Source organism: Bradyrhizobium sp. 76, from assembly GCF_023073025.1.
Classification (GTDB): Bacteria; Pseudomonadota; Alphaproteobacteria; order Rhizobiales; family Xanthobacteraceae; genus Bradyrhizobium.
Genome location: NZ_JADPIS010000104.1, coordinates 26,047 through 46,525 on the forward strand (window position 1 = coordinate 26,047; position 20,479 = coordinate 46,525).

At 58.6% G+C, this 20,479-nt stretch carries 27 protein-coding genes; 13 read left to right on the forward strand and 14 right to left on the reverse strand.

What is annotated here, in order from left to right:
- Window positions 1–2: 2 nt before the first annotated feature.
- The 3 genes from IVB48_RS29505 (at window position 3) to IVB48_RS29515 (ending at window position 1,168) form a co-directional block, all read left to right on the forward strand.
- The gene (locus IVB48_RS29505; protein ID WP_247405558.1) at window positions 3–221 is read left to right on the forward strand and encodes a hypothetical protein; all 219 of its coding nucleotides are present in this window, start codon (window positions 3–5) and stop codon (window positions 219–221) included.
- A 504-nt stretch (window positions 222–725) separates the two neighbouring features.
- Window positions 726–902, forward strand: coding sequence for a DUF3606 domain-containing protein (locus tag IVB48_RS29510; protein ID WP_247405560.1), 177 nt, complete (start codon window positions 726–728; stop codon window positions 900–902).
- Between the two features lie 14 nt (window positions 903–916).
- On the forward strand, window positions 917–1,168 hold the full coding sequence (locus tag IVB48_RS29515; protein ID WP_247405564.1) for a hypothetical protein: 252 nt from the start codon (window positions 917–919) through the stop codon (window positions 1,166–1,168).
- Window positions 1,169–1,424: 256 nt separating this feature from the next.
- Here the strand turns inward: IVB48_RS29515 and IVB48_RS29520 are convergent, their stop codons facing one another.
- Together IVB48_RS29520 and IVB48_RS29525 are read right to left on the reverse strand one after the other, a co-directional pair.
- The gene (locus IVB48_RS29520; RefSeq protein WP_247405567.1) at window positions 1,425–1,829 is read right to left on the reverse strand and encodes a hypothetical protein; all 405 of its coding nucleotides are present in this window, start codon (window positions 1,827–1,829) and stop codon (window positions 1,425–1,427) included.
- A gap of 197 nt (window positions 1,830–2,026) precedes the next feature.
- Complete coding sequence (locus IVB48_RS29525) at window positions 2,027–2,440, reverse strand: hydrogenase (protein WP_247405571.1); 414 nt, start codon at window positions 2,438–2,440, stop codon at window positions 2,027–2,029.
- Between the two features lie 361 nt (window positions 2,441–2,801).
- On the opposite strand from IVB48_RS29525, the gene IVB48_RS29530 reads away from it, so the two are divergent.
- On the forward strand, window positions 2,802–3,011 hold the full coding sequence (locus tag IVB48_RS29530; RefSeq protein WP_247405573.1) for a hypothetical protein: 210 nt from the start codon (window positions 2,802–2,804) through the stop codon (window positions 3,009–3,011).
- 885 nt (window positions 3,012–3,896) lie between these two features.
- Here the strand turns inward: IVB48_RS29530 and IVB48_RS29535 are convergent.
- The 3 genes from IVB48_RS29535 to IVB48_RS29545 form a co-directional block, all read right to left on the reverse strand.
- Entirely contained in the window at window positions 3,897–4,139 is a 243-nt protein-coding gene (locus IVB48_RS29535; RefSeq protein WP_247405577.1) for a hypothetical protein, read from the reverse strand.
- A gap of 11 nt (window positions 4,140–4,150) precedes the next feature.
- Window positions 4,151–4,327, reverse strand: a complete 177-nt coding sequence (locus tag IVB48_RS29540; protein ID WP_247405579.1) for a hypothetical protein — start codon at window positions 4,325–4,327, stop codon at window positions 4,151–4,153.
- A gap of 352 nt (window positions 4,328–4,679) precedes the next feature.
- Entirely contained in the window at window positions 4,680–4,913 is a 234-nt protein-coding gene (locus tag IVB48_RS29545; protein ID WP_247405582.1) for a hypothetical protein, read from the reverse strand.
- Window positions 4,914–5,100: 187 nt separating this feature from the next.
- Here IVB48_RS29545 and IVB48_RS29550 point away from each other — a divergent pair, with 187 nt between their 5' ends.
- The 3 genes from IVB48_RS29550 (at window position 5,101) to IVB48_RS41210 (ending at window position 7,249) form a co-directional block, all read left to right on the forward strand.
- Window positions 5,101–5,631, forward strand: a complete 531-nt coding sequence (locus IVB48_RS29550; RefSeq protein ID WP_247405585.1) for a DUF4142 domain-containing protein — start codon at window positions 5,101–5,103, stop codon at window positions 5,629–5,631.
- Window positions 5,632–6,436: 805 nt separating this feature from the next.
- On the forward strand, window positions 6,437–6,736 hold the full coding sequence (locus IVB48_RS29555; RefSeq protein WP_247405588.1) for a hypothetical protein: 300 nt from the start codon (window positions 6,437–6,439) through the stop codon (window positions 6,734–6,736).
- A 6-nt stretch (window positions 6,737–6,742) separates the two neighbouring features.
- Window positions 6,743–7,249, forward strand: coding sequence for an integrase core domain-containing protein (locus IVB48_RS41210; protein WP_256468925.1), 507 nt, complete (start codon window positions 6,743–6,745; stop codon window positions 7,247–7,249).
- Between the two features lie 540 nt (window positions 7,250–7,789).
- On the opposite strand, the gene IVB48_RS29570 is transcribed toward IVB48_RS41210, so the two are convergent.
- Together IVB48_RS29570 and IVB48_RS29575 are read right to left on the reverse strand one after the other, a co-directional pair.
- Complete coding sequence (locus tag IVB48_RS29570; RefSeq protein ID WP_035961663.1) at window positions 7,790–8,011, reverse strand: hypothetical protein; 222 nt, start codon at window positions 8,009–8,011, stop codon at window positions 7,790–7,792.
- The gene (locus tag IVB48_RS29575) at window positions 8,008–8,403 is read right to left on the reverse strand and encodes a DUF2939 domain-containing protein (RefSeq protein WP_247405591.1); all 396 of its coding nucleotides are present in this window, start codon (window positions 8,401–8,403) and stop codon (window positions 8,008–8,010) included. The genes IVB48_RS29570 and IVB48_RS29575 overlap by 4 nt, the downstream gene beginning before the upstream one ends.
- Window positions 8,404–8,450: 47 nt before the next feature.
- Here IVB48_RS29575 and IVB48_RS29580 point away from each other — a divergent pair, with 47 nt between their 5' ends.
- Entirely contained in the window at window positions 8,451–8,765 is a 315-nt protein-coding gene (locus IVB48_RS29580) for a hypothetical protein (RefSeq protein WP_247405594.1), read from the forward strand.
- A gap of 913 nt (window positions 8,766–9,678) precedes the next feature.
- On the opposite strand, the gene IVB48_RS29585 is transcribed toward IVB48_RS29580, so the two are convergent.
- The 3 genes from IVB48_RS29585 to IVB48_RS29595 form a co-directional block, all read right to left on the reverse strand.
- Window positions 9,679–9,969: a hypothetical protein gene (locus tag IVB48_RS29585; RefSeq protein WP_247405595.1), complete on the reverse strand. Its 291-nt coding sequence runs from the start codon at window positions 9,967–9,969 to the stop codon at window positions 9,679–9,681.
- Between the two features lie 253 nt (window positions 9,970–10,222).
- Window positions 10,223–10,513, reverse strand: coding sequence for a hypothetical protein (locus tag IVB48_RS29590; protein WP_247405598.1), 291 nt, complete (start codon window positions 10,511–10,513; stop codon window positions 10,223–10,225).
- Between the two features lie 1,110 nt (window positions 10,514–11,623).
- A complete protein-coding gene (locus IVB48_RS29595; protein WP_247405601.1) occupies window positions 11,624–11,809 on the reverse strand; it encodes a hypothetical protein in 186 nt (61 codons plus the stop codon).
- Between the two features lie 361 nt (window positions 11,810–12,170).
- Here IVB48_RS29595 and IVB48_RS29600 point away from each other — a divergent pair, with 361 nt between their 5' ends.
- Window positions 12,171–12,368 carry a hypothetical protein gene (locus tag IVB48_RS29600; RefSeq protein ID WP_247405604.1) on the forward strand — a complete coding sequence of 66 codons (198 nt, stop codon included), beginning with the start codon at window positions 12,171–12,173 and terminating at the stop codon, window positions 12,366–12,368.
- Window positions 12,369–14,181: 1,813 nt separating this feature from the next.
- Entirely contained in the window at window positions 14,182–14,787 is a 606-nt protein-coding gene (locus IVB48_RS29605) for a PAS domain-containing protein (protein ID WP_247405607.1), read from the forward strand.
- A gap of 47 nt (window positions 14,788–14,834) precedes the next feature.
- Here the strand turns inward: IVB48_RS29605 and IVB48_RS29610 are convergent, their stop codons facing one another.
- The 3 genes from IVB48_RS29610 to IVB48_RS29620 all read right to left on the reverse strand — a co-directional run bounded on the left by IVB48_RS29610 (window position 14,835) and on the right by IVB48_RS29620 (window position 15,932).
- Window positions 14,835–15,092 carry a hypothetical protein gene (locus IVB48_RS29610; RefSeq protein WP_247405609.1) on the reverse strand — a complete coding sequence of 86 codons (258 nt, stop codon included), beginning with the start codon at window positions 15,090–15,092 and terminating at the stop codon, window positions 14,835–14,837.
- 378 nt (window positions 15,093–15,470) lie between these two features.
- Window positions 15,471–15,623: a hypothetical protein gene (locus tag IVB48_RS29615; RefSeq protein WP_247405612.1), complete on the reverse strand. Its 153-nt coding sequence runs from the start codon at window positions 15,621–15,623 to the stop codon at window positions 15,471–15,473.
- A 93-nt stretch (window positions 15,624–15,716) separates the two neighbouring features.
- Window positions 15,717–15,932 carry a hypothetical protein gene (locus tag IVB48_RS29620; RefSeq protein WP_247405617.1) on the reverse strand — a complete coding sequence of 72 codons (216 nt, stop codon included), beginning with the start codon at window positions 15,930–15,932 and terminating at the stop codon, window positions 15,717–15,719.
- Between the two features lie 1,458 nt (window positions 15,933–17,390).
- Between IVB48_RS29620 and IVB48_RS29625 the strand changes: the two genes are divergently transcribed.
- From IVB48_RS29625 to IVB48_RS29630, 3 genes are all read left to right on the forward strand, one after another.
- Window positions 17,391–18,140, forward strand: coding sequence for an outer membrane beta-barrel protein (locus tag IVB48_RS29625; protein WP_247405621.1), 750 nt, complete (start codon window positions 17,391–17,393; stop codon window positions 18,138–18,140).
- A 60-nt stretch (window positions 18,141–18,200) separates the two neighbouring features.
- The gene (locus tag IVB48_RS41430; RefSeq protein WP_346659018.1) at window positions 18,201–18,512 is read left to right on the forward strand and encodes a putative addiction module antidote protein; all 312 of its coding nucleotides are present in this window, start codon (window positions 18,201–18,203) and stop codon (window positions 18,510–18,512) included.
- Between the two features lie 1,038 nt (window positions 18,513–19,550).
- Window positions 19,551–19,754 (forward strand): hypothetical protein, encoded by a 204-nt coding sequence (locus IVB48_RS29630; protein WP_247405624.1) that lies wholly within the window; start codon window positions 19,551–19,553, stop codon window positions 19,752–19,754.
- 331 nt (window positions 19,755–20,085) lie between these two features.
- Here IVB48_RS29630 and IVB48_RS29635 read toward each other — a convergent pair whose 3' ends face one another.
- Window positions 20,086–20,280 (reverse strand): hypothetical protein, encoded by a 195-nt coding sequence (locus IVB48_RS29635; protein WP_247405626.1) that lies wholly within the window; start codon window positions 20,278–20,280, stop codon window positions 20,086–20,088.
- Window positions 20,281–20,479 lie beyond the last annotated feature (199 nt).

A 20,479-nucleotide genomic window follows, 5' to 3' on the forward strand; every position in this document is an offset into this window, starting at 1 on the left:
ACATGGGGAAGGTCGGCACGGGCTGGAGCCGGACGAAGTCGGCGGAGATCCGCAAGGCGCTCGAGACCGTGGTCAGCCCGAAGCAAAAGCTCACGAAGCCCGTCAGGAAACCGAAGGCCACCTGGGTCGAGCCAAAGTTCTGTGCTGACATCGAATACCGCGACATCACCTCTGAAGGCCTGCTGCGAGCGAGCTCATTCAAAGGATTATCTAAAAAATAGCTCAGGTACATCGACAGGTCTGCATGCGGGCGAGTGATACCTCCGCGTGAGCTACGTGATGGTATGGTGTCGAGCCAAAGATCCAAGCAGAGGCATTCTCTTGAAGCGAAGCTCTCGCTTTTGCTCAGTACAGGCAGCGCAGGGCTCCTGCTCAAGCGCACATGTAACGCAGATTAAGCGATCGGCGCGAAGGCGCCAGCTTCGTGCGCAGCGGTAGGAACGGGGCGCAGCAGGTCAAGTTTTCCAAGCATATGCAACCTCCCCAGACTAGGCCTCCGCTCTCCCGGAGGCCTTTCTTTTTGGGAACACACCCTTCTTGCGGGCGTTTTCTTTGCCAGTGGTGGAGTACCGGCATGCCGGATCGCGTAACCCAAGCGGTAAAAGAAGCCCAAGCCATCCTGGCTCGCCATGTCGAGCCTGGCCCGCGGGACTGCCGAACGACGATCAACGACCTGCTGGCCGTTCTTGACGATGAACGGCTCGTACAAGCGATGGAGGAGGAAGATGAGCGACAATCTCACCAAAAGGGACCAACGCGACCGTAACAAAATCAACATGCATGAAGACTTCGAGGTCAAGTATTGGACCAAGGCGCTTGGTGTCTCGAGGGACGAGCTGCAGAAGGCCGTCGACAAGGTAGGCAATTCGGCCGCCGCTGTTCGCAAAGAACTGGCAGCCTAACCCAGGCGCGCGGTATGCTTGCGATCTTTGGAGCAAGGCCCGCGCGCTTTTCATGCCATGATCAATCCCAACTGTCCATCTGCTTCGGCATCGGCTTTGTCTGCGAGAACCATCCGGACCGGGCCTGGAACGAAGAGCTTGGCTGTCAGTGTGGCGCCGGTGATCCGTGCGCCTGCAACAGCTCGCCGGATATTGACGCGGGAATCGAAGAGCCTGACGCAAGCCAGATTATTTCAGATCTAGACGGAAAGAAGCACCGTCATTGACGGCTACAAGCGTGACGGCAGCCGACTTCGAAGTGTGGACGCGCTATCCTGACGGTACGTACGCTTTGACGACAGAGCACTCGGTTGGAGAAGATTACCGGCTGGGCGCATTCGAAATTGGTGATCCTCAAGAGTAAGACGGCAGGCAGTCGTCGCCTGCGGGATGGCGACAGACGGGCTGCCCCACGGGTTGTGTACAGGACGAGGGCTGTCAAGAACGTTTGGCCGTGATCGTGATCTGTGACTGTGAGCATCTTCATCCAAACCGCTTTTCCACTTCGGCAACGATCAAATCCCGCTCCTGTAAATGAACCTTTTGAGTCTCAATCAGAGTGTCAAGGACGGAAAGCGCGAGAGCAAGATCGCGTCCCTCGCGCTTGAGTCGATTTATCAGCGTCTCTTGCTGCCTGATGTGATGCTCGCCTTCGCGAAGGCGACGCTCGGCCAAGGTTAAGAGTGCGCGGAGGCGCGGCAGCGGTCCCGCTTGCCTTCGCTCTGGCTCAAAGCGACCGAGCCGCCGGGGGCCACACCAAACTTCGGTCGGCTGGTGCGCCACCCCGGCAGAACCAAGCTGAAGAGCTTCTTCCGCGCTGCCGCACTCGATCTCCTGCACATCGAGTGTCTTGCCCCAGTCGTCGAGAGTGAAGATATAGCAGAGCATCGAACTTTGATCAGCGGCCGATTTGGTTCAGCTTAGAATTCTGCCGAACGGCAGAACGTTCCTCCTCTTGTAAAAGGGCGCGAATGTTCATGCCGCCGCCAACTCGGAAACTCAAATTGCGTCGAAGCTACCGCGGGCAAGGAACATCATCATCATCTAACGTGGCTGGGATCGATTCTCGTTGCTTTCTGCCCAGTTCAGCGACGAAGGCCCCAAAGCACGAGGCAAGAGCTTGCCAGCATCAAGATGCCAACCGACACGAAGCCGGTCGTCACCAGCATCTCTTGCCAGGCCGGCGCGCCTCGACCCGCGGCTGTGATTGGTGAGAGTGCGGCTGTGCCGGTGACGGCCGCGAGTGCCGTCGTCGTCCAATTGCCGTATGTCCCCGCCAGCACTGTCGCGAATGCCGTGCGCTCAAGCGCGGCGGATAGCCGAACCTGTGCCCAACAGCCTCCCAGCGCCAGAAGGAAGATGCCGTTCATGAGGCCTTCAAGGTGAGCCGCGAGCCCCATTCGGACGTTCGAGAAGTGTTGTTCGGCCAAGCCGGTAAGCAGGCCCAGCAGAAAAAGAGCCATTCCGTGCCACAGCAGCCGACGTCCGATCGTTTGCATCTTCGCGGTCCCGGATCGTTCCTGAAGCGAATGTACGGCCATCGTCGGATGTTCTCAACGTCGTTTGCGATTGCGGTTGGCAGCCAAGTGCAGAACACCGGACATTAGCGCGCATATCGCCGCTCCGAGGGCGAAGGGCTTCACTGCGTTCAGGTCCTGGATGAAGAATTCAAGCTGGTCGCGAACACCCAATCCGGTAGCGGCCGAGTAGAGCGCGAGCGCTGCAGCCAGGATCGTCAGAAGGTTAGCAAGGATGCGGAGGAGGCGTGGGCTCATCGCATCAAGCTAGCAGCCGTCCAAGCAACAGGGAACGTGGCGCTGGGCCTTGACGCCGCACAACTGCGGGAGTCCCATCCGGCTCATGTGGCGCGATCACACGATCATCGACGAGCTGAGAGCGTTCGAGCGGCTTTGCCTGGATCTCGCGGCCGGCGCGGACATGCCCCAGGAGCGGGCAGGGCTCGAGATCATGGCAGGCAACTACCGCGCCGCGATCCTCGACATCAAATCCGGCGACGCGTTTGCAGACACGGTGCAGACACAGGGCTTTTTCGATAGATGTCGGATTTAGTGTAAGTTATTGATTTGCTTGGTGAGCGCGCTGGGGCTCGAACCCAGGACCCCGTGATTAAAAGCCATGTGCGCAAGTCGTCCCTGCGCTTGCAAATACCGTAGTTGTTATTCCCAGTCGCTAGATCAACGAGGTTGACAGGAGACCCCATTCGCCAACCTCATTTTTCGAAAGGCTCATGACACGGGGCAACGTGCCGTCAGAATCGCAATTCCTCGATTTCCCTCAACACATTGGAGGGTTCGAGGGCGAAATTGGAGGGTGTAGCTGAGCGTCCATGGAGAATTGTTTGGAGGGATAACAATGAAAGCCCAACGAGGGCGCATGTGGGATCTTTCTGGAGGCAAAGACACGCATCAGCAAGTCGTTCTGCGAAGTGGGCTCGACGCGGCACTTCTGGATCGGCGACATTCGCGTAAAGTTTGCAGTGTGGTACTGAGCCGCGTGGGCATGCCGCACCGCATATAGATGGGCCCCGCCCGCCAGCATACCTGACGGCACTGGGAGTTGGGCTGGGAGTGCCCAGCCGATGGGCGCAGTGTTATACTCTCGGCGAGTGGTTCACGACAGTGATCAAGAGAAGCCGTAATCCGGACCAATCCATAGCGTTGCGCCAGCCAAGAGAGCAGGCAGCGCCCGCTGTAGACCTGCTACCAGCGGAAAGTGAAATAGGACGCAATGCTAAACGGCACATATAGTTCGATATAAGTGCGCAAATCTGCCGAGCCTCACTCCACAGCCAGCCGCCTGCTTCGCATCTGAGCCCAAGCGACGTAGGGGAGGGATATGCGCTCGTTCTCCTAGATCCACGCGCTGCTCACCGCTCGCCCTCCACTTCGGGCTCATCTGCATTTCAAATGTTGGGGGTTGTCAGCGTGTAGCGGCTTATTTCGATTGCCGCCGGCCGACTGCTATGCCGAGCCGGTTGCCTATCAAGCCGACCACAGCGGCGAAGATGATCACGACCACCAGTGGCGCGATGCCGCTTGCTCCGCCTCCCGCCGCGACCCCAACTCCCCCGACCAAGAAACCCACGATCGCCCCGCTCAATCCACCGACGATCGACCAAAACACTTCCGGCTGCGCCTCTTCGAACTTCAATAACTTCGCAATCTTGTTCCCAGCCATTCCAACGCTGCCTATCGAGTGCTCAGCGAAAGCTCAAGAACAAACGCCTTCGCGGCCGTCGCTCCGGGCGTCCGCTTCAGCGCCTTCGCAATTTTCTTGACACCGGCCCTCTGTTTCGCGAGCATCTTGAGAGTCTTCACATCGTCGCGCGTCCACTCGCGACGAACAGTCTTTTTCATTTTGGCCAACTTGGGCGCTCCTTCAATCGTTAGGCGCGCCGTTTAACATATCGCGCGATGTGTGCAACCCGACATCCCTTTCGTTTTCGAATCAACAAATGATCGAACCCAACACATCCCGCATATTCGACAGACCGCGGGCCAGTCACGCTGGGCGCCCGTTCGTTATCACCGCTCTGTCCGCATGTAAGCGCTGCGCTCTGAGACCAATCGAAGGTCGGGGTCGGCGCCCAAGGTCAGGGAAGCCTCGATGCGGAGCGGGGTCTCTGGGGGGCGCTCAGCCACCACAACCCAGGCGACGAGGGCGAGTGCGAGAAGGGCTGCCGCTAAACTCCAAGGATGCCGCATCATTGCGTTCTCGTTAGTCTGGTATCAAAGCCCCGATCAGGTTGAGCAGCGCTTGGTGCTCCGGACCGTTTGCGCTGGCCCGCAGGAATTTGCCGATTTCAATGTACGAGATCCGGCCTCCAGAGCCGGCATTCGGCTGATGCTTCACGACTGGCGTGCTCGAAGCCGGATGTCGCGCCAAAGACCAGATGCCGCCATTGCTGCTTTCATACAGAACCCGATCGCTCATAGCGACCGAATAGCGCACGCACTATTCGGTTCCTATTGCGGATCGTTCGGACTTCGGCCTGTGGGCTGCCAGCGTCCCAAAGCCGGAGACGATCCTGCGGTACTACCTGTGCCCGCACGCTAGAGGGAAGGCGCCCCAATGTGCTCAATTGGAACCTCTTACACAATTGGCGTGTTCATCGACAAACGACCCACAGGAGTTGCCGATGGACCGAATGCCTTTATCGCTCGGGACAGCAACCTTGATGGCAATCTCAATCGCCAACGCATCTGCGAAGGATAAGCAAAGCGAGGCGTTCCTTAAGAAAGCAATCGAGGGCAATTTCGCTGAAGTCAGCATGGGAGAGCTGGCGCAGCAGAACGGCCAGAGCGATGCCGTCAAGTCGTTCGGCAGAATGCTCTCCACAGACCACGCTGCCGCCAATCAGAAGGCTTTAAATGCTGCCCAAGGTTTGGGAATGAACCTACCGAGCGGCCCGAACGCGAAGCAAAAAGCCGACCATGACAAGATGGCAACAATGTCCGGCGAAAGCTTCGACAAGATGTTCGCATCTCACATGGTCGCAGACCACCAGAAGGATATCGCCGAGTACAAGAAGGCGTCAAAAAGCAAGGACGCTGCGGGAGAATATGCTATCCGGCCAGATAGACACATCGCAAAAGCATCTGGACACGGCAAAATCGTTGAAGGCCGGCCGGTAATCAATGCGGGGCCGGAGGTCTCAAATAGACTCTAAAATTTGCCAAACACGCGAGGCGGCAGTTGCCCGCGCCGCTCAGCTTTGCAGTTTGGTCTGCTTCTTCAAGCTGGAATAGCGAGATTCGACTGATGCTTGGCTACGGCGGAGGTCTGCTGCAATGTTGCTGAATGCACTCCGCTCGCGCGCATCTCTAAAAGCATCTCGTCGTCCTCTGCGGACCAGATCGTCGAACTCTTTGGAGCCCCGCTTCGGATCATTTCCACCCCGCTGCCGATTTCTTTTGTGCGATCAGACAAAAGCAGCAACCGCGATAGCGCAAATTATGGCGACTGGTATCCCGAAACAACCGCTTACAGGTTGGGCAGTCGTACAGGCGCACGCGGGGTTAGCAGTGTTAGCATTGCGAAGACGCGGCGGGTGTTGCCGGCGGGCGGAGGCCCAGGGCTAACCGACCCATTGCGCGAAGGCGTGTCCGCTCCTTCGGCTTGTTCGCCCTCGCTGCTTGCGGAAGCGTTGTAACCGACCGTACACGGCCTGGCGACTGCGACCCAAGCGCTCGCCCAGCTCGGTTGCAGTCATGCCCTCTTCGAATAGCGCAAGTAATTGCGCTTCTTCTTCGGGAAACCACGGGCGGATCTCTTGTCGATTGTTGGACATCGATTTCATGCCAGCAGTAGCGCTGCGGACCATCGTAGAGCAAGGAGGTAAATGATCAGTTCCAGGTTTGGAGCGTGAACGTCGCGAGGTTGCGCTTGCACCCAGTTTGCTCGGCCAGGGCCGAACTGGCCACGCGGCTATAGGGCGTCCAGGATGGCCGCGTAACGATCTGTAAGTATTGGGCATGCATCATAGCGCCTTTCTGCGCGTGATCAGTCCGACCAAGGAGATCGCCGTGACATCAGATAATGATGACGAACTGGCTGTTTTGACGCGAGAGATCGCTGACAAGGTGACCTATGTTCAGAGCCAAACAATCCTGATCGAGGTCCTTAAGCGAGACGGACACGACGTATCCGACTATGAGAGAGAGCTGGCGAAAGAGCGGTCGCGCTTGGCAACGCGGATCGCGAGGCAGTTTAGATTGCTTGAAATAGTTTCGACCAATGAAGGACCCGAGACAGCCGCGTCAACTCAAGGATAAGTAATCATGTCGGATCGCCGGAAGATCGATCGTTCGGACGTCGACTTGGTCGCATACATTTTTGGAGATGGCGGCAGCCAACGTTGCCGCGTTTTCAACATCTCGGAGGTCGGGGCTGGGATCGAGCTACCGGCGAAGCTGCACATGCGTGCCACATTCAAGATGATGTTGGAAAGAGACCGTATCATCCGAGATTGTCGTCTCGTTTGGTCCAGTGATACTCGCATCGGGTTCACCGGCACGGACTTTACCGGCCTGCTCGCCCGCAACGGCATTGCCATCAGCATGGATGGCAAGGGCGCCTGGCGCGACAACGTGTTCGTCGAGCGGTTGTGGCGCAGCGTCAAATACGAGGAGGTATACCTGAGAGCCTACAACAACGTCAGCGAGGCCCGCGCCTCGATCGGCCGATACCTCGACTTCTACAACGGCCGCCGGCCGCACCAAAGCCTTGACGACGCCACACCGGATCAAGCCTACTTCAACCAGCCGCCATTCCGCTTGGCGGCCTAACTAACTCCGGCAGAAGCTCCACTTATCGAGGCGGAGATTCTGTTCAGACAAGCGGGACCAGCTCTTTATGCTGTTTTCAAATCCGGGCGGCAGCGGCATCTCGTCGGGCGCGGCATCGTTGCAGGCAGGGCAGGGGTCGCCGGCGCCGCCCCGCACCCGCAGGCCTTTGCCCTCCCAAGGGCGGTCGGGATGGCTTTCGCAGACCCGACCAACGTCCTAGCAGGTGACGCAATTCATGAGAGGCACTTGGGCGGAGAGACGGCCCCTGCCAAGCTGAGGGGCTTAACCACCGACAGATAGGCCGCGAGGCTTACGTCAACGTATGCAGCGAAAAACGAAAGCTGCAGGTCTATCAAACTGGAAGATGGCGTAGGACGCGTCCTGCGATGGTCGGATAACCTGATGATCTGGGCTGACATGTAAATTCCTACTGCTGGACAGGTCACCCCGGCGAATGGCCAACATAGCAAAAATCCCTTGGTTCCTGCGTCCACCGTAATGGCTTGCCTCCCGGGCGCACGTCCGGCGGAGCAGGGCGGCTCATTCTGCCGCTCGCAGTCCCTTCTCTGTGGGCTCATAACGAAATCCGTGCTTCACCAGCCAACCACCTTCGACCATCTTCGTCGCCAATGCCCTCGAGCATGCCGGCTTGCTTCCGCCAAGGTGATACACCCCGTCGGCGCGCTCAATCAGAAAACCGTAGACGCGGGCCTGGCGCAACGGCTTCAGCATGCCGGGAATAAGAACAATGGAACTAGTCATGGCTTCCCAAGCACCGGCACTGCTGAACGTTCCGGGAGCGTAGCGTCGGGCGGCTGACTAGCAGGGCCCCGCGGTTCACGCTGGCCGGTTTTTCTTCGAAGCTGCCGCCTCCGCCGTATTCTCTTCAAAAAAGGCGACCAGCAACGCGGCATCCAGAAAGGGCGCTCCAACGGCTTTACAGGCCGATCACGGCCGATCTGCTTGAGATAAGCCCCAACGATCTGATCGACCAACGATCTTCGTAGGCGTGCGGTGTCCGTCCGCGCAAGAACGTCGGCGCCGTTCCCCGCCTGGACTGCTCCGACCAAACCGCCAAGAGACGCAATCGCGGAACCAACGTAAAGTCCAAGGAAGATAAGCAAAGCAACTAGAGTTCCGAAAAACCAACGCATATGGCAGGTTGGCGGCTAATACCTACGGAGCTTCGGTTGCCGACGCCATGATCGGCAAAATGCTCACTCCGGAAAACCTCACGGCTGTTTTGAACAAGGGCGCCATCAGCGTCGGGGGAGCGGAAGCGAACATGCAGCGCCTCTCAGAAATCGACACAACCAAGGTGCTCGAAACGCTTAGGCGAATATCTCCGACTAAGCCGGTCGAGTTTCAGATCCGTCTAGGCCAGAACGACAAGGATGGGGGCGTAAGCCTTCACTTCGAGGGGAACGGCTGGAAGCTTTCGGGCATCCAGCTTCCGAACGCGGCGGTTCAAGCGCTGGCCGAGAATCTCATAAACACTAAGGGGCGAAATGGCTGAGAAGAACAAGTGCACCAGAACGCCGGCCGCTTCACGCTGGTAGGCGCACGGCAAATGCGAAGGCCGCAGCGGGAGGTTTAAGCCGCTACGGCCCGCGCATCTCCAAAACGCCGGGTGATGGTCAGGTAAAATGTGCAGCCAGCCCCGGTGACAAAATTCTGCTCGACTTCTGCCCCGTTTGCAAACACAACTTCGGTGCAACCGAAGTCCCGCTGTGTGATTTGGTTCCGAATGGGAACAATGTTGCTGGAGAGAAGGCCCGGCCTCAAGGGTGACTCTGATTAGGGCCGGGGCCGCTCCGCCGGCTTGGGCTGGGAACCGGCGGCCCTTCAACAACCGCCCGCAGTTCTCGTTCCTGTTTGCTCATTTCGTCGTTCGATAGCGAGCAAGCTCCGCCCTTGCGAGTGTGCGGGCCTTCTCAAGCGCTTCTGCCCCGGTCAACAGGTTCGGCGCGAGCCGCCGTCCCGGGATATCGTCCCAATAGAAATAAACGCTCGGCCGACCATCGGCGCAGCACACTTCATAGCTGCCGGTCTGGGGCACAGCTTCGTGCTTACGGATGCGGACGGGAGCGGCTGTCATCGGTCTGGACAAAGCCTCGCGAGGTTCTCAGCAAGATCAAGCGTAAGCGCTGTTGCGGTCCCACCTTCCATTGAAGGCGTCGAGCGAGGAATGATCGATCTCTGATTGGAGATCGGCTTGTGTCTAAGCTTGACCATATGCTTGAGCCTAGGCCCTCGGTTCGTCGGGTCGAGGTCATCAGGGAGAGCGGCCGACGCCGGCAGTTCTCGGCCGACGACAAGGCGCGGTTTGTCGAGGAGACGCTGGCCCCGGGAGCCGTGGTATCGGAGGTCGCGCGGCGGCACGGATTTCCGTCAACTTTTGAACGCCAAGTGAATGCCGAATTTAAGGGCTACGTGGGCTTTGCCAGCTTACTCTTTTTGACCGGGCGGGATTGCGCCGCGGCCGGGGCGGGCAGGTTGGTTTCGGCCGCAGGGGCGCCTCTCAGCTCCGCCGCATCCGTGCAGTCGCCGGCCCACAGCTTGATACCTTTGACGGTGCCAACCAGCTTGCAGCCCATTGGCGCTTTCGGGACTGCCTGAGCGCGCGCGGGCTTCTTGTCGGCAATGGGGGGAGAGCTCTGCGCGAATGCCGCTGCTGACAAGCAAATCGCCGCGAGAAATACTAAGGCTCTCATCATCATCTCCCCAATGTCTTCGATCCCGTTGCCTCGCATGCCTGCCGTTCGGCTTTCAAGCGTTTCGGAAGTTTTCTGAGATTCCGGAGCCGCTTAGCCGTCGGCTATTTTCTTCCCTGTCGCTGCCGGGTGGAGGGGCTTCGATCGGCCTCGTCCACGACCTGTTGCTCAGCTGACCGATTCAGTTTGATCATTTACTTCTCACCTTTTAAGCCCAGCTCAAGCAGCCCACATTTTTCCTCGCGCACGTCGGCGCACCTCAATCGTCCAAATCGACCAAATACACCGGGGACCCGGCATCCGCGGAACGTGCCGCGCTCAATTTTTGATACCGTATCTTCTCGTCTGGATTGGATAACCGAACGCGCAAGGTTGCGAGCTCGTCGCAAAGCGGTTTGCCGTTCGATTTCGCTGAACTGAGCTTGGCGCGAATTCTTTCGTCAGAACAGATCGCCTCAGCTTCGGTATATTTGCGTGCGGCAAAAGCAACGACCGGTTTCCGATCAACTTCTATCGTAAAAACTGAAAGAGAAAGCTTGTCGTCAATCATCGCGAGCCTTGAATCAATCGACGTCCCAACGGCGAACCCGAAGGTCCTTGATCAGCCAGCGGGTTCGCACTCCTTTTCCGCCAGCGAGGAGGAGGGGTCAATCAGATTGTTCACTGCGGCCTCAGCTAGGACTCGGCTATCGCCGACCGTTCTCCAAAGCTCCGTGCCATTTTGCCTACAAGCTCGAAGCATAGGAAGGCAAACCCAGTCGTGGTCGATTACAAAGCAGGCATCCAGCTTCGCTATTCAAGACAGCCCTCGCAAAAAGCCCCAACCGAGCGGAATGAGAGCTGAGTCTAGATCTTGAAGCAATAGCGCTGGCAATTCGCCTATCAAGGTGCGTGAACCTAGAGATCGCTGATTGGCTCTGGGCGATAACCGGACGTCAACGGCTATCGCGGTACGATCAGCCATCGCGGATTGGGACGAGTACCGCGGTATGCATGGGCATTGAGAGTCCGCCAACTTCCAAGTTGGCGGGCTTGTCTTGCCAGCTGGTCCACCGATTTGACATGCGAGCGTGGAAACAATCTTCGCTTCCTTCTCTGATCTTAAATTGAGCTGGACATTCGTTGCTTCCATGATCTTCTCGAGCGTAAAAGCACCCTCCAGTATGTACAGGGTTACAGGGAAACTGTGCGTATGAAGAAAAGTCTTGTCGCCGGGCGGCGTGGCGGTCAGCCCTCCAGTGGCATTGCGTAGATTCTGAACCGGGGCTGGCTGCATATTCCCTAGCTCCTTTTCACCCAGTTTCATTTGGACCTGCGCGGGCCGCAGCAGTCCTTCTGCTGCGGCTTTGCGCTGATCGTCCTGATTGCCGATAGGAGGAAAGTATCATGCCAAAGGAAAAATGTTTGATCGTTGGGGGTTCCGGACGACAATTGGACCTGCTGCGCGGTGAGGCTTCCCGCATCGCCGAAGGAGCTAAAGTTGACTGGTGGATTGATCGTGCAGAGAGGTCGGAACACGCTTTTGCTTCGAAGATGCAAAGGCAAAAGAGGGCATTCGCACTTGCTTGCGATAGCTTCAGCACTCCGTGCCGTGACGGCTGAATCACCGATTGCGGAACAAGAAGGCGCGCCAGCGTGAATCGGCGGCTCAGTAGTTGACTCACCTCTGGCTTCTGACCAGCCGGGCGATCCTGCGCCGATCCTCACTCCACACCTCGATCACCTCGTGTTGCTGGAGGTGGCGCTCGGCTTCTCGCTTGGCTGCCTCCGGGCCTTCTGCGGCAAGCGTGTAGTGAGCTTGAACCGTGCCGTAGATGTCGACGGCGAAAGCGTAGAAGCGCGTCATCTTAAGTCCAAGCTGTTTGCGAGCGTGAACCGGGAAAAAGGCCCAGGCTAGAGGAGCCTGGAGCCGAAGGTTTACCTTCTTCCCTCGCTCTCGAGCCGATACGCAACCTGGCTCGGAGCTTTGACACGAAACGGCTCGCGATCGCAGCGGTTCCTAAGCCGGCCAGCGAGAGCCGGCAGGCCCACGACGAAACCGTTTTCCCGCCTAAAGAAGCACTCCGGAAATAAGCAGGGTCTAACTCTGCGTCGCAGACCACGGGGATTTCGGTCATGTGGATACTTATTGAAGACCTATATCGAGAGTACTGCCTGGCTCGATTGCAGGAGATGCGTAGGTCCGAAACGACCTACTAGGGTCAACGATGAGCAAGATCGGATTGGTTATTATTCTGGTCGGTGCCGCCGCCTATGCACAGCGGACCACCATTGGAATTATGGCCACTACACCAGCAGTACCGTATCTGTGCCGCGTCACGCGCAACGGCTCGGTATGTGATGTGGCCACAAGGCCTGCCATCGTACGGGCCAAAAAAGAAAGACGCCAGCGCGGGAAAGGCTGAGGCCTCATTGGTGAGATTGCTCGGCCAGGGGACCAGGCGCGGAGGCCGACAACTTCCGCTTCGTCTCGGTCGCGGACTCGGCAGCCGGCAACGGCGACCAGGTGGTCGGATTCGACGCCGTCAAGGACACGTTCGACTTCTCCGGGATGACGGGGGACGAACGGCCTGACCGGAGCGATCCGTTTCGTCGGTGCCGGCGCCTTCGATTCCGGAGCCGCGCCGCAATCCGAGGCCCCCGTCGGATGGCGCCGGCGCGAACGCCACACTGCAGATCGACGTCAATGGAGACGGGCAGTTTGGATCCGGTGATATGGAGATTCATCTGGTCGACTACACGGGCACGCTCACCGACGCTACCTTCCTGCTGCACTGACCGGGAGGCCAGCCGCCTACGAGGCCGAGGGCGCATACGTTGCGGCTTGTGGATGGCTGTGTCGCTGGAACCCACACAGAGATCTCACGTATACCGGTCCAGCTGCTGCTGAGGGGCTTAAAACGACCTCTCCAACCAAACGCGTTCAGCGTGACCTCGGATTCGGTCGCGTCGAAATCTAGTGTATCGTTCGGGGCAGTGAGCTCCATCAATATATCTGAGCTGCCGGCGGGTTCAAACACGAGTCCAGCCCGCCCAGTCACGAAAGGAAAGTAAGTGGGTGCAGCTCTTTGGATCATATCGGCACCGGTTTGCAGATCCGATGGCATCTCCTCGCAAGCTAGAGCGGCCGAAGGGAGACAACGATATGATGGATGCGCTGCGTCAAAGCGTTGGCCGTGACGCCGCGTCGGCAAAAGCGGCCAAACCAGCCAAGAAGTCGAAGAAGGCGTCAGAAGGCCAGAAAGAGATGCTATGCCGCCTGGCAAGGAGCCGACGAAGGAGCTCGCCGCGAAGGGGTCTGCTGGGCCGCGCCGCAAGTCGGCGTGAAGCGTAGCCGACTCGGCGCAGCGCCAGCGGCGGTCGGAAGAAATGCTCTTACGCCCGATCGGCAATTCATTCGTGCCGCTCGAATATACCGATGCGGCGATCGGCGCTCTCCGCGAGTTTTTCCCACTCGGCCGCCAGCCGCAACCAGCCCTCTTTGTCGTCGTCGCTCAAAGCCCGTTCAGCCGTAGAGCGACATTCCTCAGCTCTACGCCTGAAACGTTCCGAGTCTGATGCGGCCACGGCAGTTCCTTAGCCTTGGAACGTATAACCTGAAGCAAGTCCAGGCGGTTCCGAAAGCTGAGTACACGTGCGGGCAGGGCGGGCACAAATCAGCCACGGGGCTGGTCAATTGGGCCGAAAGAGAGCTGCGCGTATCCATACTATTGAGCGGTCGGCTTTGGACCGTAGGACTGGTGCGGAATTTGGCCAGTAATGTCGGCGCTATTGTCGTCAGAGGTGCGCCAGGCTGCTACGCCGAAACAGACGGTCAAAAATACAGCCGTCACCATAAGCAGCATGGACAAAAAGTGGCTCATGCATACCCTCGCAACCACAACGCCGCGTCATAGCGAGCACGGGCAGGCGATTCGGGGAATGCAGACGCTCTGTCCGAAGGGCGGTTTTCCTCAAGTTGTGAGATGGTGGATTAACACCGTCGAACCATTCGCCACCCCGCGGACAGCGCGCACCCGCGGAGTTGTAAAGCGTGGAGCTCCGCAGGAGCACAGCCGCATCCGCAGTCTGAGGCCGGTCGGGAGCCCGTCGGATCGAGAGGCCAAACCAGACCGAGGGGCAGGCCGCGCAGTTGATGTTGCGAGGCAGCATCAACTGTTAACGGACAGTTAGCCTGATGCGAATTAGCTTTGGTGTCGTAACACAGGCCCACCGCACATGGAATTCCAGAGCGCAACGCCCGCTGTCGTGACAGCAATCCGCCAGCGTGACCTCCTGAATACCTGGCTTCACGTCTACGCTCGGGAACAGAGGCTTCCTCGCGTCTCGGAATATGAGCCGGGCCGTCTAAAGGAAGAAGCCGACGATCTTGTGTACTACGCCGTCGTCACTGCCCAGTGGCCGCCCGTTCTCACAATTCAAAGCGAAGGCACGCGAATGTCGACCGCATACGGACAGACCGGCAAGGGGCGTCGCTTGGACGAATATGTAGGGCCGCGGCTGGCAGCTTCTGTCATGCCGGTTTACCATCTATGCGTCGCACGAAGATGCCCGGTGTACACGGTGTCTCACCTGGAGGACGCTAGCGGTCACAAGGTGGAATATGAGCGGCTGCTCCTACCGTTCGGAGCCGGGAGCGAGGTCACCGAAATTATAGCCTCTCTCAAAACCATCAGCATTGACGGCCGGTTTGAAATCCGCGACTTGATGACGCGCACGGACCTGGTAGCGGCGCCGGCCGTGCGCGCCGTCATCGACCGAGAGCTTTTCCATCTGGGAGCGCGCCGCTCGGCAGCTTGGGCTGATGATCTCGTATTCGAGTGAGCCGGCAAAAATATGCACAACGAAAGCGATGAACGCATAAGCAGCTCCTACTCCAAGGATGGAAATTGAGCTGCTGGCCTTTCGTTCCGCGCGCGACGCTCACGCCGCGCTTTTTTGCTGAGGGTTTTCAGCTTCAACTGCGAACCGATGATTTCGACGAGACCACTGGCGAGCAGGCCCTCGACCACTGGTTCGCCGATTACTTTGGCTCCAAAGCGCCAGCCACCGCGAGGCCGCTTCTCGAATGCACCATATTCGAGCAGGCGCAAGAGATACCGCCCGTCGTACTTTTTCTGATCGACCATCACGCAGCTCCCCAAGCGTCGTCGAATAAAATAGTCGTCTCGCGCAAAGTCAATTGACAGCTACACATCCCAGAGGATGCAGAAATGCGGCTGGCGTGGCAGGCGACCGGCACTGGCCCGGTGGGCGAGCGGGTAAAGTGCCGCCTCCACCAAATCTTCGCCATTCAGCACGGTGAGCGGGCGGTCGATGGTGGTTGCGTCCGCGCCGCGGGCTCGACGTGCTGGGCAAGAATGTCCTGAGGGGTCTTAATGGCGAGGAGGAGTGCGTTCTTCAGGGATCATGAAGTTTCCAAGAGCTTAGGACTGCTTCGCGTTCGAAGTCGGCACTTGGGCTTACTCAGGTGGCGGGGCGTTTCCTGATGTGGCCGAACAGTAGTCCTAGCCGATTGGCTCGGCTTCGAATGGCCTTTGGCGTCCGATCGAGTGCTTCTGCGATTTCAGTCGCCGGAAAACCCTGACGACCATTTCGCTCAGCCGCTTCTCGTCTTCGGTGGTCCACTGCTTGATGATCGGATATCGGTCGCTGCCCATTCTGGGCGTGCTCCTGTTGCCCACCTTCAAGGCGCCACAACCGTCGTAAGCTCCTGCCTCCACTCCTTTCAGGAAGCGCGCTTTGACGATGCCTTAGGGGAAGAGCACGGCCAGAACGCCGTCGACGAAGGCCTGACACTCAGCGTGGGTCTTGAAAGTGCCCTTGTATTTGCCGAACAAGAAGACGGTTCGGCCGTGTCCCTTGCCGAAGAAGTATTGGCCGACGTGTTGGCCGCCTTGGTCTTTGAGTTCAATGCTCATGAGGTTTCGGGCCGACTTGAGGTCCGTTTCGGGTAGCTTGATCTGCACGGTATATCTCCGCGGATTGAGCTAGCCCTGGCAGCGGGCAGTCGACTTCGAGAGGGACGTCGGACGGCTTGTCGATAACAAGCTAGTCCGGAATGGCCTGCACGGCGTTCGCGGGATTTATACCAGTAGACGGCCTCCAGCTCGCCGAGTCTTGCGCCGATGCGCGAGCAATTCTGCCAGAGCGCATCGATCCTTGCCCCTCACATAACCTGCGACAATCAACTCCCTGGCTTTTGATTGGGCATCATCTCCGCAGCCAAACCTTTGTGCAAGCAAACTCCCGCCAAGCCGGCCTGCGTTCTCGGTACGGAAGCAGCGGATTTAACGTCGGTTCTATCAAATGATACTCCAGCTAGTTGTTGGAGGAAGCAAGATAGCAATGGCGCGCTGCATCGGCGGTGCGTCGGGCGGCCCCGGCGCGTCCGGTGCCAGCCCCGGGACGACCGGGGTCGTTCCCCGCGTGCAGCGCCAAGGAAAAGTGGTGGGTTCAGCGCGTCGGCAGCCGGTCCACGATGTTTCTCAAGACCTTCGGTGGTAGCTCGATGCCCGAGAGCTTCTATATCGTCCCTTCGAGGTGCATGCTGACGCTCCCCGCGTCCTGACGCGCACCAGCCGCAACGCAAACTCGACGGGCTTCACCAGCCTGATCCCCCCAGCGAAAACGAAGATGTTCGAAATATCGAGCTTCGCCAATGACGACATGGTTCAAAGGTGATGTTCTCTACCGTTGCGAACTGTGCCGCTTTTCCGAGGGACCGAGACATTCTCCGAGACCCGATCAAGGTAGGCCGACATAACCTGGTCGACGAGGGCGTGCCGGACGCGCGGCACATCGGAGCGGGCCATCACCTGACTCCGAGGTCGGCTTTTTGCGGAATTTTAATGTGTTATTTGAGGAAGAAGGCGCAATCTTTTAGCGACTCGCGCTTATATGGTGCCTGGTCGCAGCCGCCTGCGACCAGGCGGCCGGGCGCCATGGTCTTCCTGCAACCCCAGGGCCAATGGATGCTCGGCCGCTGCACCTAACAGAGCGCCGTTAGAGTAGGCAACACCACCTGAGGTCATTTCTGCGCGAAGCCGAACGCCTGAGACTTAAATGCCACGCCGCGCGCGGCAAACCCTCAGAGAGCAGGCGGCGGGCGAGAAGATCTTCCAAGGCGCCTTGCGGAGGATGAATATTGTCCGTGCTGACAAGGGCGCAATCTTCACACCCAAACAGCCAGGACCTGGCATGTTCGCCCAAAAACCTCATCGGCTTTAAAGCAAAATTCAGTTTCGCATGGTTCAGTACGCCCAGCAGCGGGAATATAGTTCCCAAGGCCTTAAGAGATATAAAGCTTTCCTTCAGCAACCAGTGTGGCAAGTCAGCTACAGCAAAGCACCCCGTAGCGGATAATATTGAGTGGCAGGTGGGCGAACTAGCGACTCTTGAAAATGATTATCTCTGGGGAGACTCGAATGAAGAAACTTATTGCGGCTGCGGCCGGAACACTGGCTGTCAGCCTGGCGGCCCCCGCCAGCGCGGCGGATATGGCAGCCCGTCCCTACACCAAGGCGCCTCCGATGGTCGCCGCGATTTATGACTGGAGTGGCTTCTACATCGGCGCCAACGGCGGTTGGGGCTCAAGCCGCAATAGCTGGGATTCGGTTGCCCCCTTCCTGGTGGGTCCCGAAGGTTCGCACGATGCAACCGGCGGGGTTGCCGGTGGCCAGGTTGGCTATCGCTGGCAGAGCGGCACCTGGGTGTACGGCCTGGAAGCGCAGGGCGACTGGGCGGACTTGCGAGGCAGCAACCTGAGCACCCTGTTCGGACCGGGCTTCCGCAACGATTCACGGATCAATGCGTTCGGTCTGTTCACGGGTCAGCTCGGCTGGGCCACCAACAACGTCCTGTTCTACGTCAAGGGCGGTGCTGCCGTAACTGACAATCGCAACCGGATCTATTCGACTGCGACTGGCGCTGTGCTTGCCACCACAGGCGATGACACCCGTTGGGGCGGTACCGTTGGGGTAGGCCTGGAATACGGCTTTGCCCCCGGCTGGTCGGCTGGTGTCGAATACGATCATCTGTTCATGCAGGATCGGACCCTCGCATTCACAGGTCCCGCGGGGGTAGCGTTCGGTGCGGATCGCATTCGTCAGGACGTCGATCTCGTCACGGTTCGCGTAAACTACAAGTTCGGCGGTCCGAGCATCGGCCGTTACTGAGCAGTATCGCTGAAAACAAAAGGGCCGGCTCTTCGAGCCGGCCTTTCTTTTTTGAGAAATTTGAATGACGAAAACATACGCCGGACCCCCCCTTCGAGATTAGCCGACGAGCTAAACAGCGGATTTGCTTCAGCTGAACCAAAGATGATTTGTAAGGCTATCGGCGAGGCACTTGGCGACTTTAACATCGCCGAGATGGCAAGGCAGACAGGTCTACAACGGCAGAGTATCTATCGAGCCTTCCAAACCAACAAACAGCTTCCGAATTTTTCAACGGTTCTTGCAGTGCTCTCGGCCATGGGCTTGCAACTCAAAGTCACTCCAAGGGGCAAGCGATCCTCGGCTGCCGCGGCCCGCGCAGCGAAGACGTAGTCAACACTCAGGACGGCGAGCCACTGCGTGTCGTGGGTGTGGAGAAGCTGCGGGCGTGCCCGTTCACGCTGGCGGGCCTTCGTAGTACTATCAATACAAGCGACCGGTGCCCGCCGGTCTACAATCTAGATCAACTCCCGCCCGCTTAAGGTCGGCGGGCTTTTCTTCGCCTAGTGGCTGAGTTCGTACCTACGAATCTCGTTCAACCGCGGGAAACGGTTTCGTCGTGGGCGCGCCGGCGGCTGCTGTAGCAGCCGCCGGTGCCGTTCCGATCGTGCGGAACGTCGCGGCGTCGGTCGCAGGAGCAGCCTTTTAGCCGTTACTGCGACCTTCACCGTCGAAGCTCCGGCGCTCTAATCCGCAATTGGATCGGCTGCCGGGAGCATGGGGGCTGGAGAGCGAGCGGTGACATGTCCGCCCCTTAACGACAATCGGTAGAACACCGGAGTCCGGTAGTTATACCGACTCCGTTTTTGGAACGGGGCGTTCTACTGTGAGAACACCGACGGGATTTAAGTACAAAAGCGATTTCAAGTTGCTCCGGAAATTCCGCAGTGGGGCTGGAACCACGCTGCGGCTTCCCTTGGGCGAACCCAATTCGTTGTTGAGCCGTATCTGGCCGGAGCAATGTTTTCCAGGGGACAATTGTGAGCATCCAAAGCGTCATGGCGACTATATTGGAGCGCGAGTTGGCGGCGCGGGGCGTGCAATCGTTGCGGCATTCCGAATGCATGGAAATAGTGGAAAGTTTAGTCGTCCGGTTGAAGGAACTGGACCAGGAATTAACCGCGCGAATTAGAAGAGACGGCCCCAGGCTAGGAGGGTCCTAGGACAGGTAAGGTCGGGGGCCATTCCGCCAGCCCGAAGGAGAGAGCTGGCGAGACGGCAAACCGGGTAATGATGGCTCGGTTCCTGACCAAGCGTGATGAGGTCCTGGCCAGGCCAGCTCGAGCCAGACTTTCTTGATGCCGGCGCCGGTGGGCGGCGAAGGCGATCGACGCATACCGCCGCCACAAGGCCGACCGGATCCTGGCTGAAGTGAACAACGGCGGCGCCATGGTCGAGGCGACAATCCGCGCGCTGGATCTCCGCGTTAGCTACCAATCCGTGCACGCCAGCCGCGGCAAGAAGGTGGTGCGGGCCGAACCGATAGCGCAGCGCAAGGTGCATTACGTCGGCGGGTTCGATGTGCTCGAGGATCATTTCGACGTTCGAAGGTGGGTTATTCGCCGGATCCCGTGAATGCTCCCGTATGGGCGCTGACGGAGTTGAGCGAGCCGCTGCACACGGTGATCAGGACGGAGCTGCGGATTTGACTACTCAAAAATCGCTGTTGTAGGAGCTATATGTCTCTCTGCAGACGTGCGCGCCAAATGCTCGTCGACCGTCTTTGCAACGTGAATCCCTCCGCGGTGCTTCATTTGAAGGAAGGAGGAGGTCGCAAGCCTCGCTCACCGGCGGCAAACTACGGTGGAGATATTGCTGAGCAACCGTTGCAAACACCGTAGCTATCCTTCGGAGGCTCAAGAAAAATCGAGTTGACAAGACACCCCTTCAATGGCGCCGCCGATGCTCAATTTTGAGATGGCGGGTACAGCGCAGCCAGTTGTACCAGCGGCATTCTGCGCTCCACGGCCGCTAATAATCGTCTGCTGATGACGTGCTTAAGTTGCCAATCCGGCCGATCGAATTGATCCCCCGACCAGATCTGCGGACACGGGCTGGCGTAACGATCGAGCACCCAAACAAAATAATAGTCGTCTTCCATCGAAGGGTATTTTGGACAGGCGGTGCTGACATGTCCACCCTCCTGAGGGCGTGGGATCGGCACCGAGGAACGAAGCCCTAGGGCGAGGATTGGTCATCGCTTATCGAGGGAGCATCCCATGAAAAACGTGTCGACCTTGGCGTTCGCAGCCTTTTTGGCAGTCAGTTCGGCGGCCTTTGCCCAGGGGGGAGGTGGGGGG

Excerpts from the sequence above, each read along its gene's own strand:
- IVB48_RS29505 (WP_247405558.1), top strand. The coding sequence starts at position 3 with ATGGGGAAGGTCGGCACGGGCTGGAGCCGGACGAAGTCGGCGGAGATC.
- IVB48_RS29510 (WP_247405560.1), top strand. The coding sequence starts at position 726 with ATGAGCGACAATCTCACCAAAAGGGACCAACGCGACCGTAACAAAATC.
- IVB48_RS29515 (WP_247405564.1), top strand. The coding sequence starts at position 917 with ATGCTTGCGATCTTTGGAGCAAGGCCCGCGCGCTTTTCATGCCATGAT.
- IVB48_RS29520 (WP_247405567.1), bottom strand. The coding sequence starts at position 1,829 with ATGCTCTGCTATATCTTCACTCTCGACGACTGGGGCAAGACACTCGAT.
- IVB48_RS29525 (WP_247405571.1), bottom strand. The coding sequence starts at position 2,440 with ATGCAAACGATCGGACGTCGGCTGCTGTGGCACGGAATGGCTCTTTTT.
- IVB48_RS29530 (WP_247405573.1), top strand. The coding sequence starts at position 2,802 with ATGTGGCGCGATCACACGATCATCGACGAGCTGAGAGCGTTCGAGCGG.
- IVB48_RS29535 (WP_247405577.1), bottom strand. The coding sequence starts at position 4,139 with ATGGCTGGGAACAAGATTGCGAAGTTATTGAAGTTCGAAGAGGCGCAG.
- IVB48_RS29550 (WP_247405585.1), top strand. The coding sequence starts at position 5,101 with ATGGACCGAATGCCTTTATCGCTCGGGACAGCAACCTTGATGGCAATC.
- IVB48_RS29555 (WP_247405588.1), top strand. The coding sequence starts at position 6,437 with ATGCATCATAGCGCCTTTCTGCGCGTGATCAGTCCGACCAAGGAGATC.
- IVB48_RS41210 (WP_256468925.1), top strand. The coding sequence starts at position 6,743 with ATGTCGGATCGCCGGAAGATCGATCGTTCGGACGTCGACTTGGTCGCA.
- IVB48_RS29570 (WP_035961663.1), bottom strand. The coding sequence starts at position 8,011 with ATGACTAGTTCCATTGTTCTTATTCCCGGCATGCTGAAGCCGTTGCGC.
- IVB48_RS29575 (WP_247405591.1), bottom strand. The coding sequence starts at position 8,403 with ATGCGTTGGTTTTTCGGAACTCTAGTTGCTTTGCTTATCTTCCTTGGA.
- IVB48_RS29580 (WP_247405594.1), top strand. The coding sequence starts at position 8,451 with ATGATCGGCAAAATGCTCACTCCGGAAAACCTCACGGCTGTTTTGAAC.
- IVB48_RS29585 (WP_247405595.1), bottom strand. The coding sequence starts at position 9,969 with ATGATGATGAGAGCCTTAGTATTTCTCGCGGCGATTTGCTTGTCAGCA.
- IVB48_RS29590 (WP_247405598.1), bottom strand. The coding sequence starts at position 10,513 with ATGATTGACGACAAGCTTTCTCTTTCAGTTTTTACGATAGAAGTTGAT.
- IVB48_RS29595 (WP_247405601.1), bottom strand. The coding sequence starts at position 11,809 with ATGACGCGCTTCTACGCTTTCGCCGTCGACATCTACGGCACGGTTCAA.
- IVB48_RS29600 (WP_247405604.1), top strand. The coding sequence starts at position 12,171 with ATGAGCAAGATCGGATTGGTTATTATTCTGGTCGGTGCCGCCGCCTAT.
- IVB48_RS29605 (WP_247405607.1), top strand. The coding sequence starts at position 14,182 with ATGGAATTCCAGAGCGCAACGCCCGCTGTCGTGACAGCAATCCGCCAG.
- IVB48_RS29610 (WP_247405609.1), bottom strand. The coding sequence starts at position 15,092 with ATGGTCGATCAGAAAAAGTACGACGGGCGGTATCTCTTGCGCCTGCTC.
- IVB48_RS29615 (WP_247405612.1), bottom strand. The coding sequence starts at position 15,623 with ATGGGCAGCGACCGATATCCGATCATCAAGCAGTGGACCACCGAAGAC.
- IVB48_RS29625 (WP_247405621.1), top strand. The coding sequence starts at position 17,391 with ATGAAGAAACTTATTGCGGCTGCGGCCGGAACACTGGCTGTCAGCCTG.
- IVB48_RS29635 (WP_247405626.1), bottom strand. The coding sequence starts at position 20,280 with ATGGAAGACGACTATTATTTTGTTTGGGTGCTCGATCGTTACGCCAGC.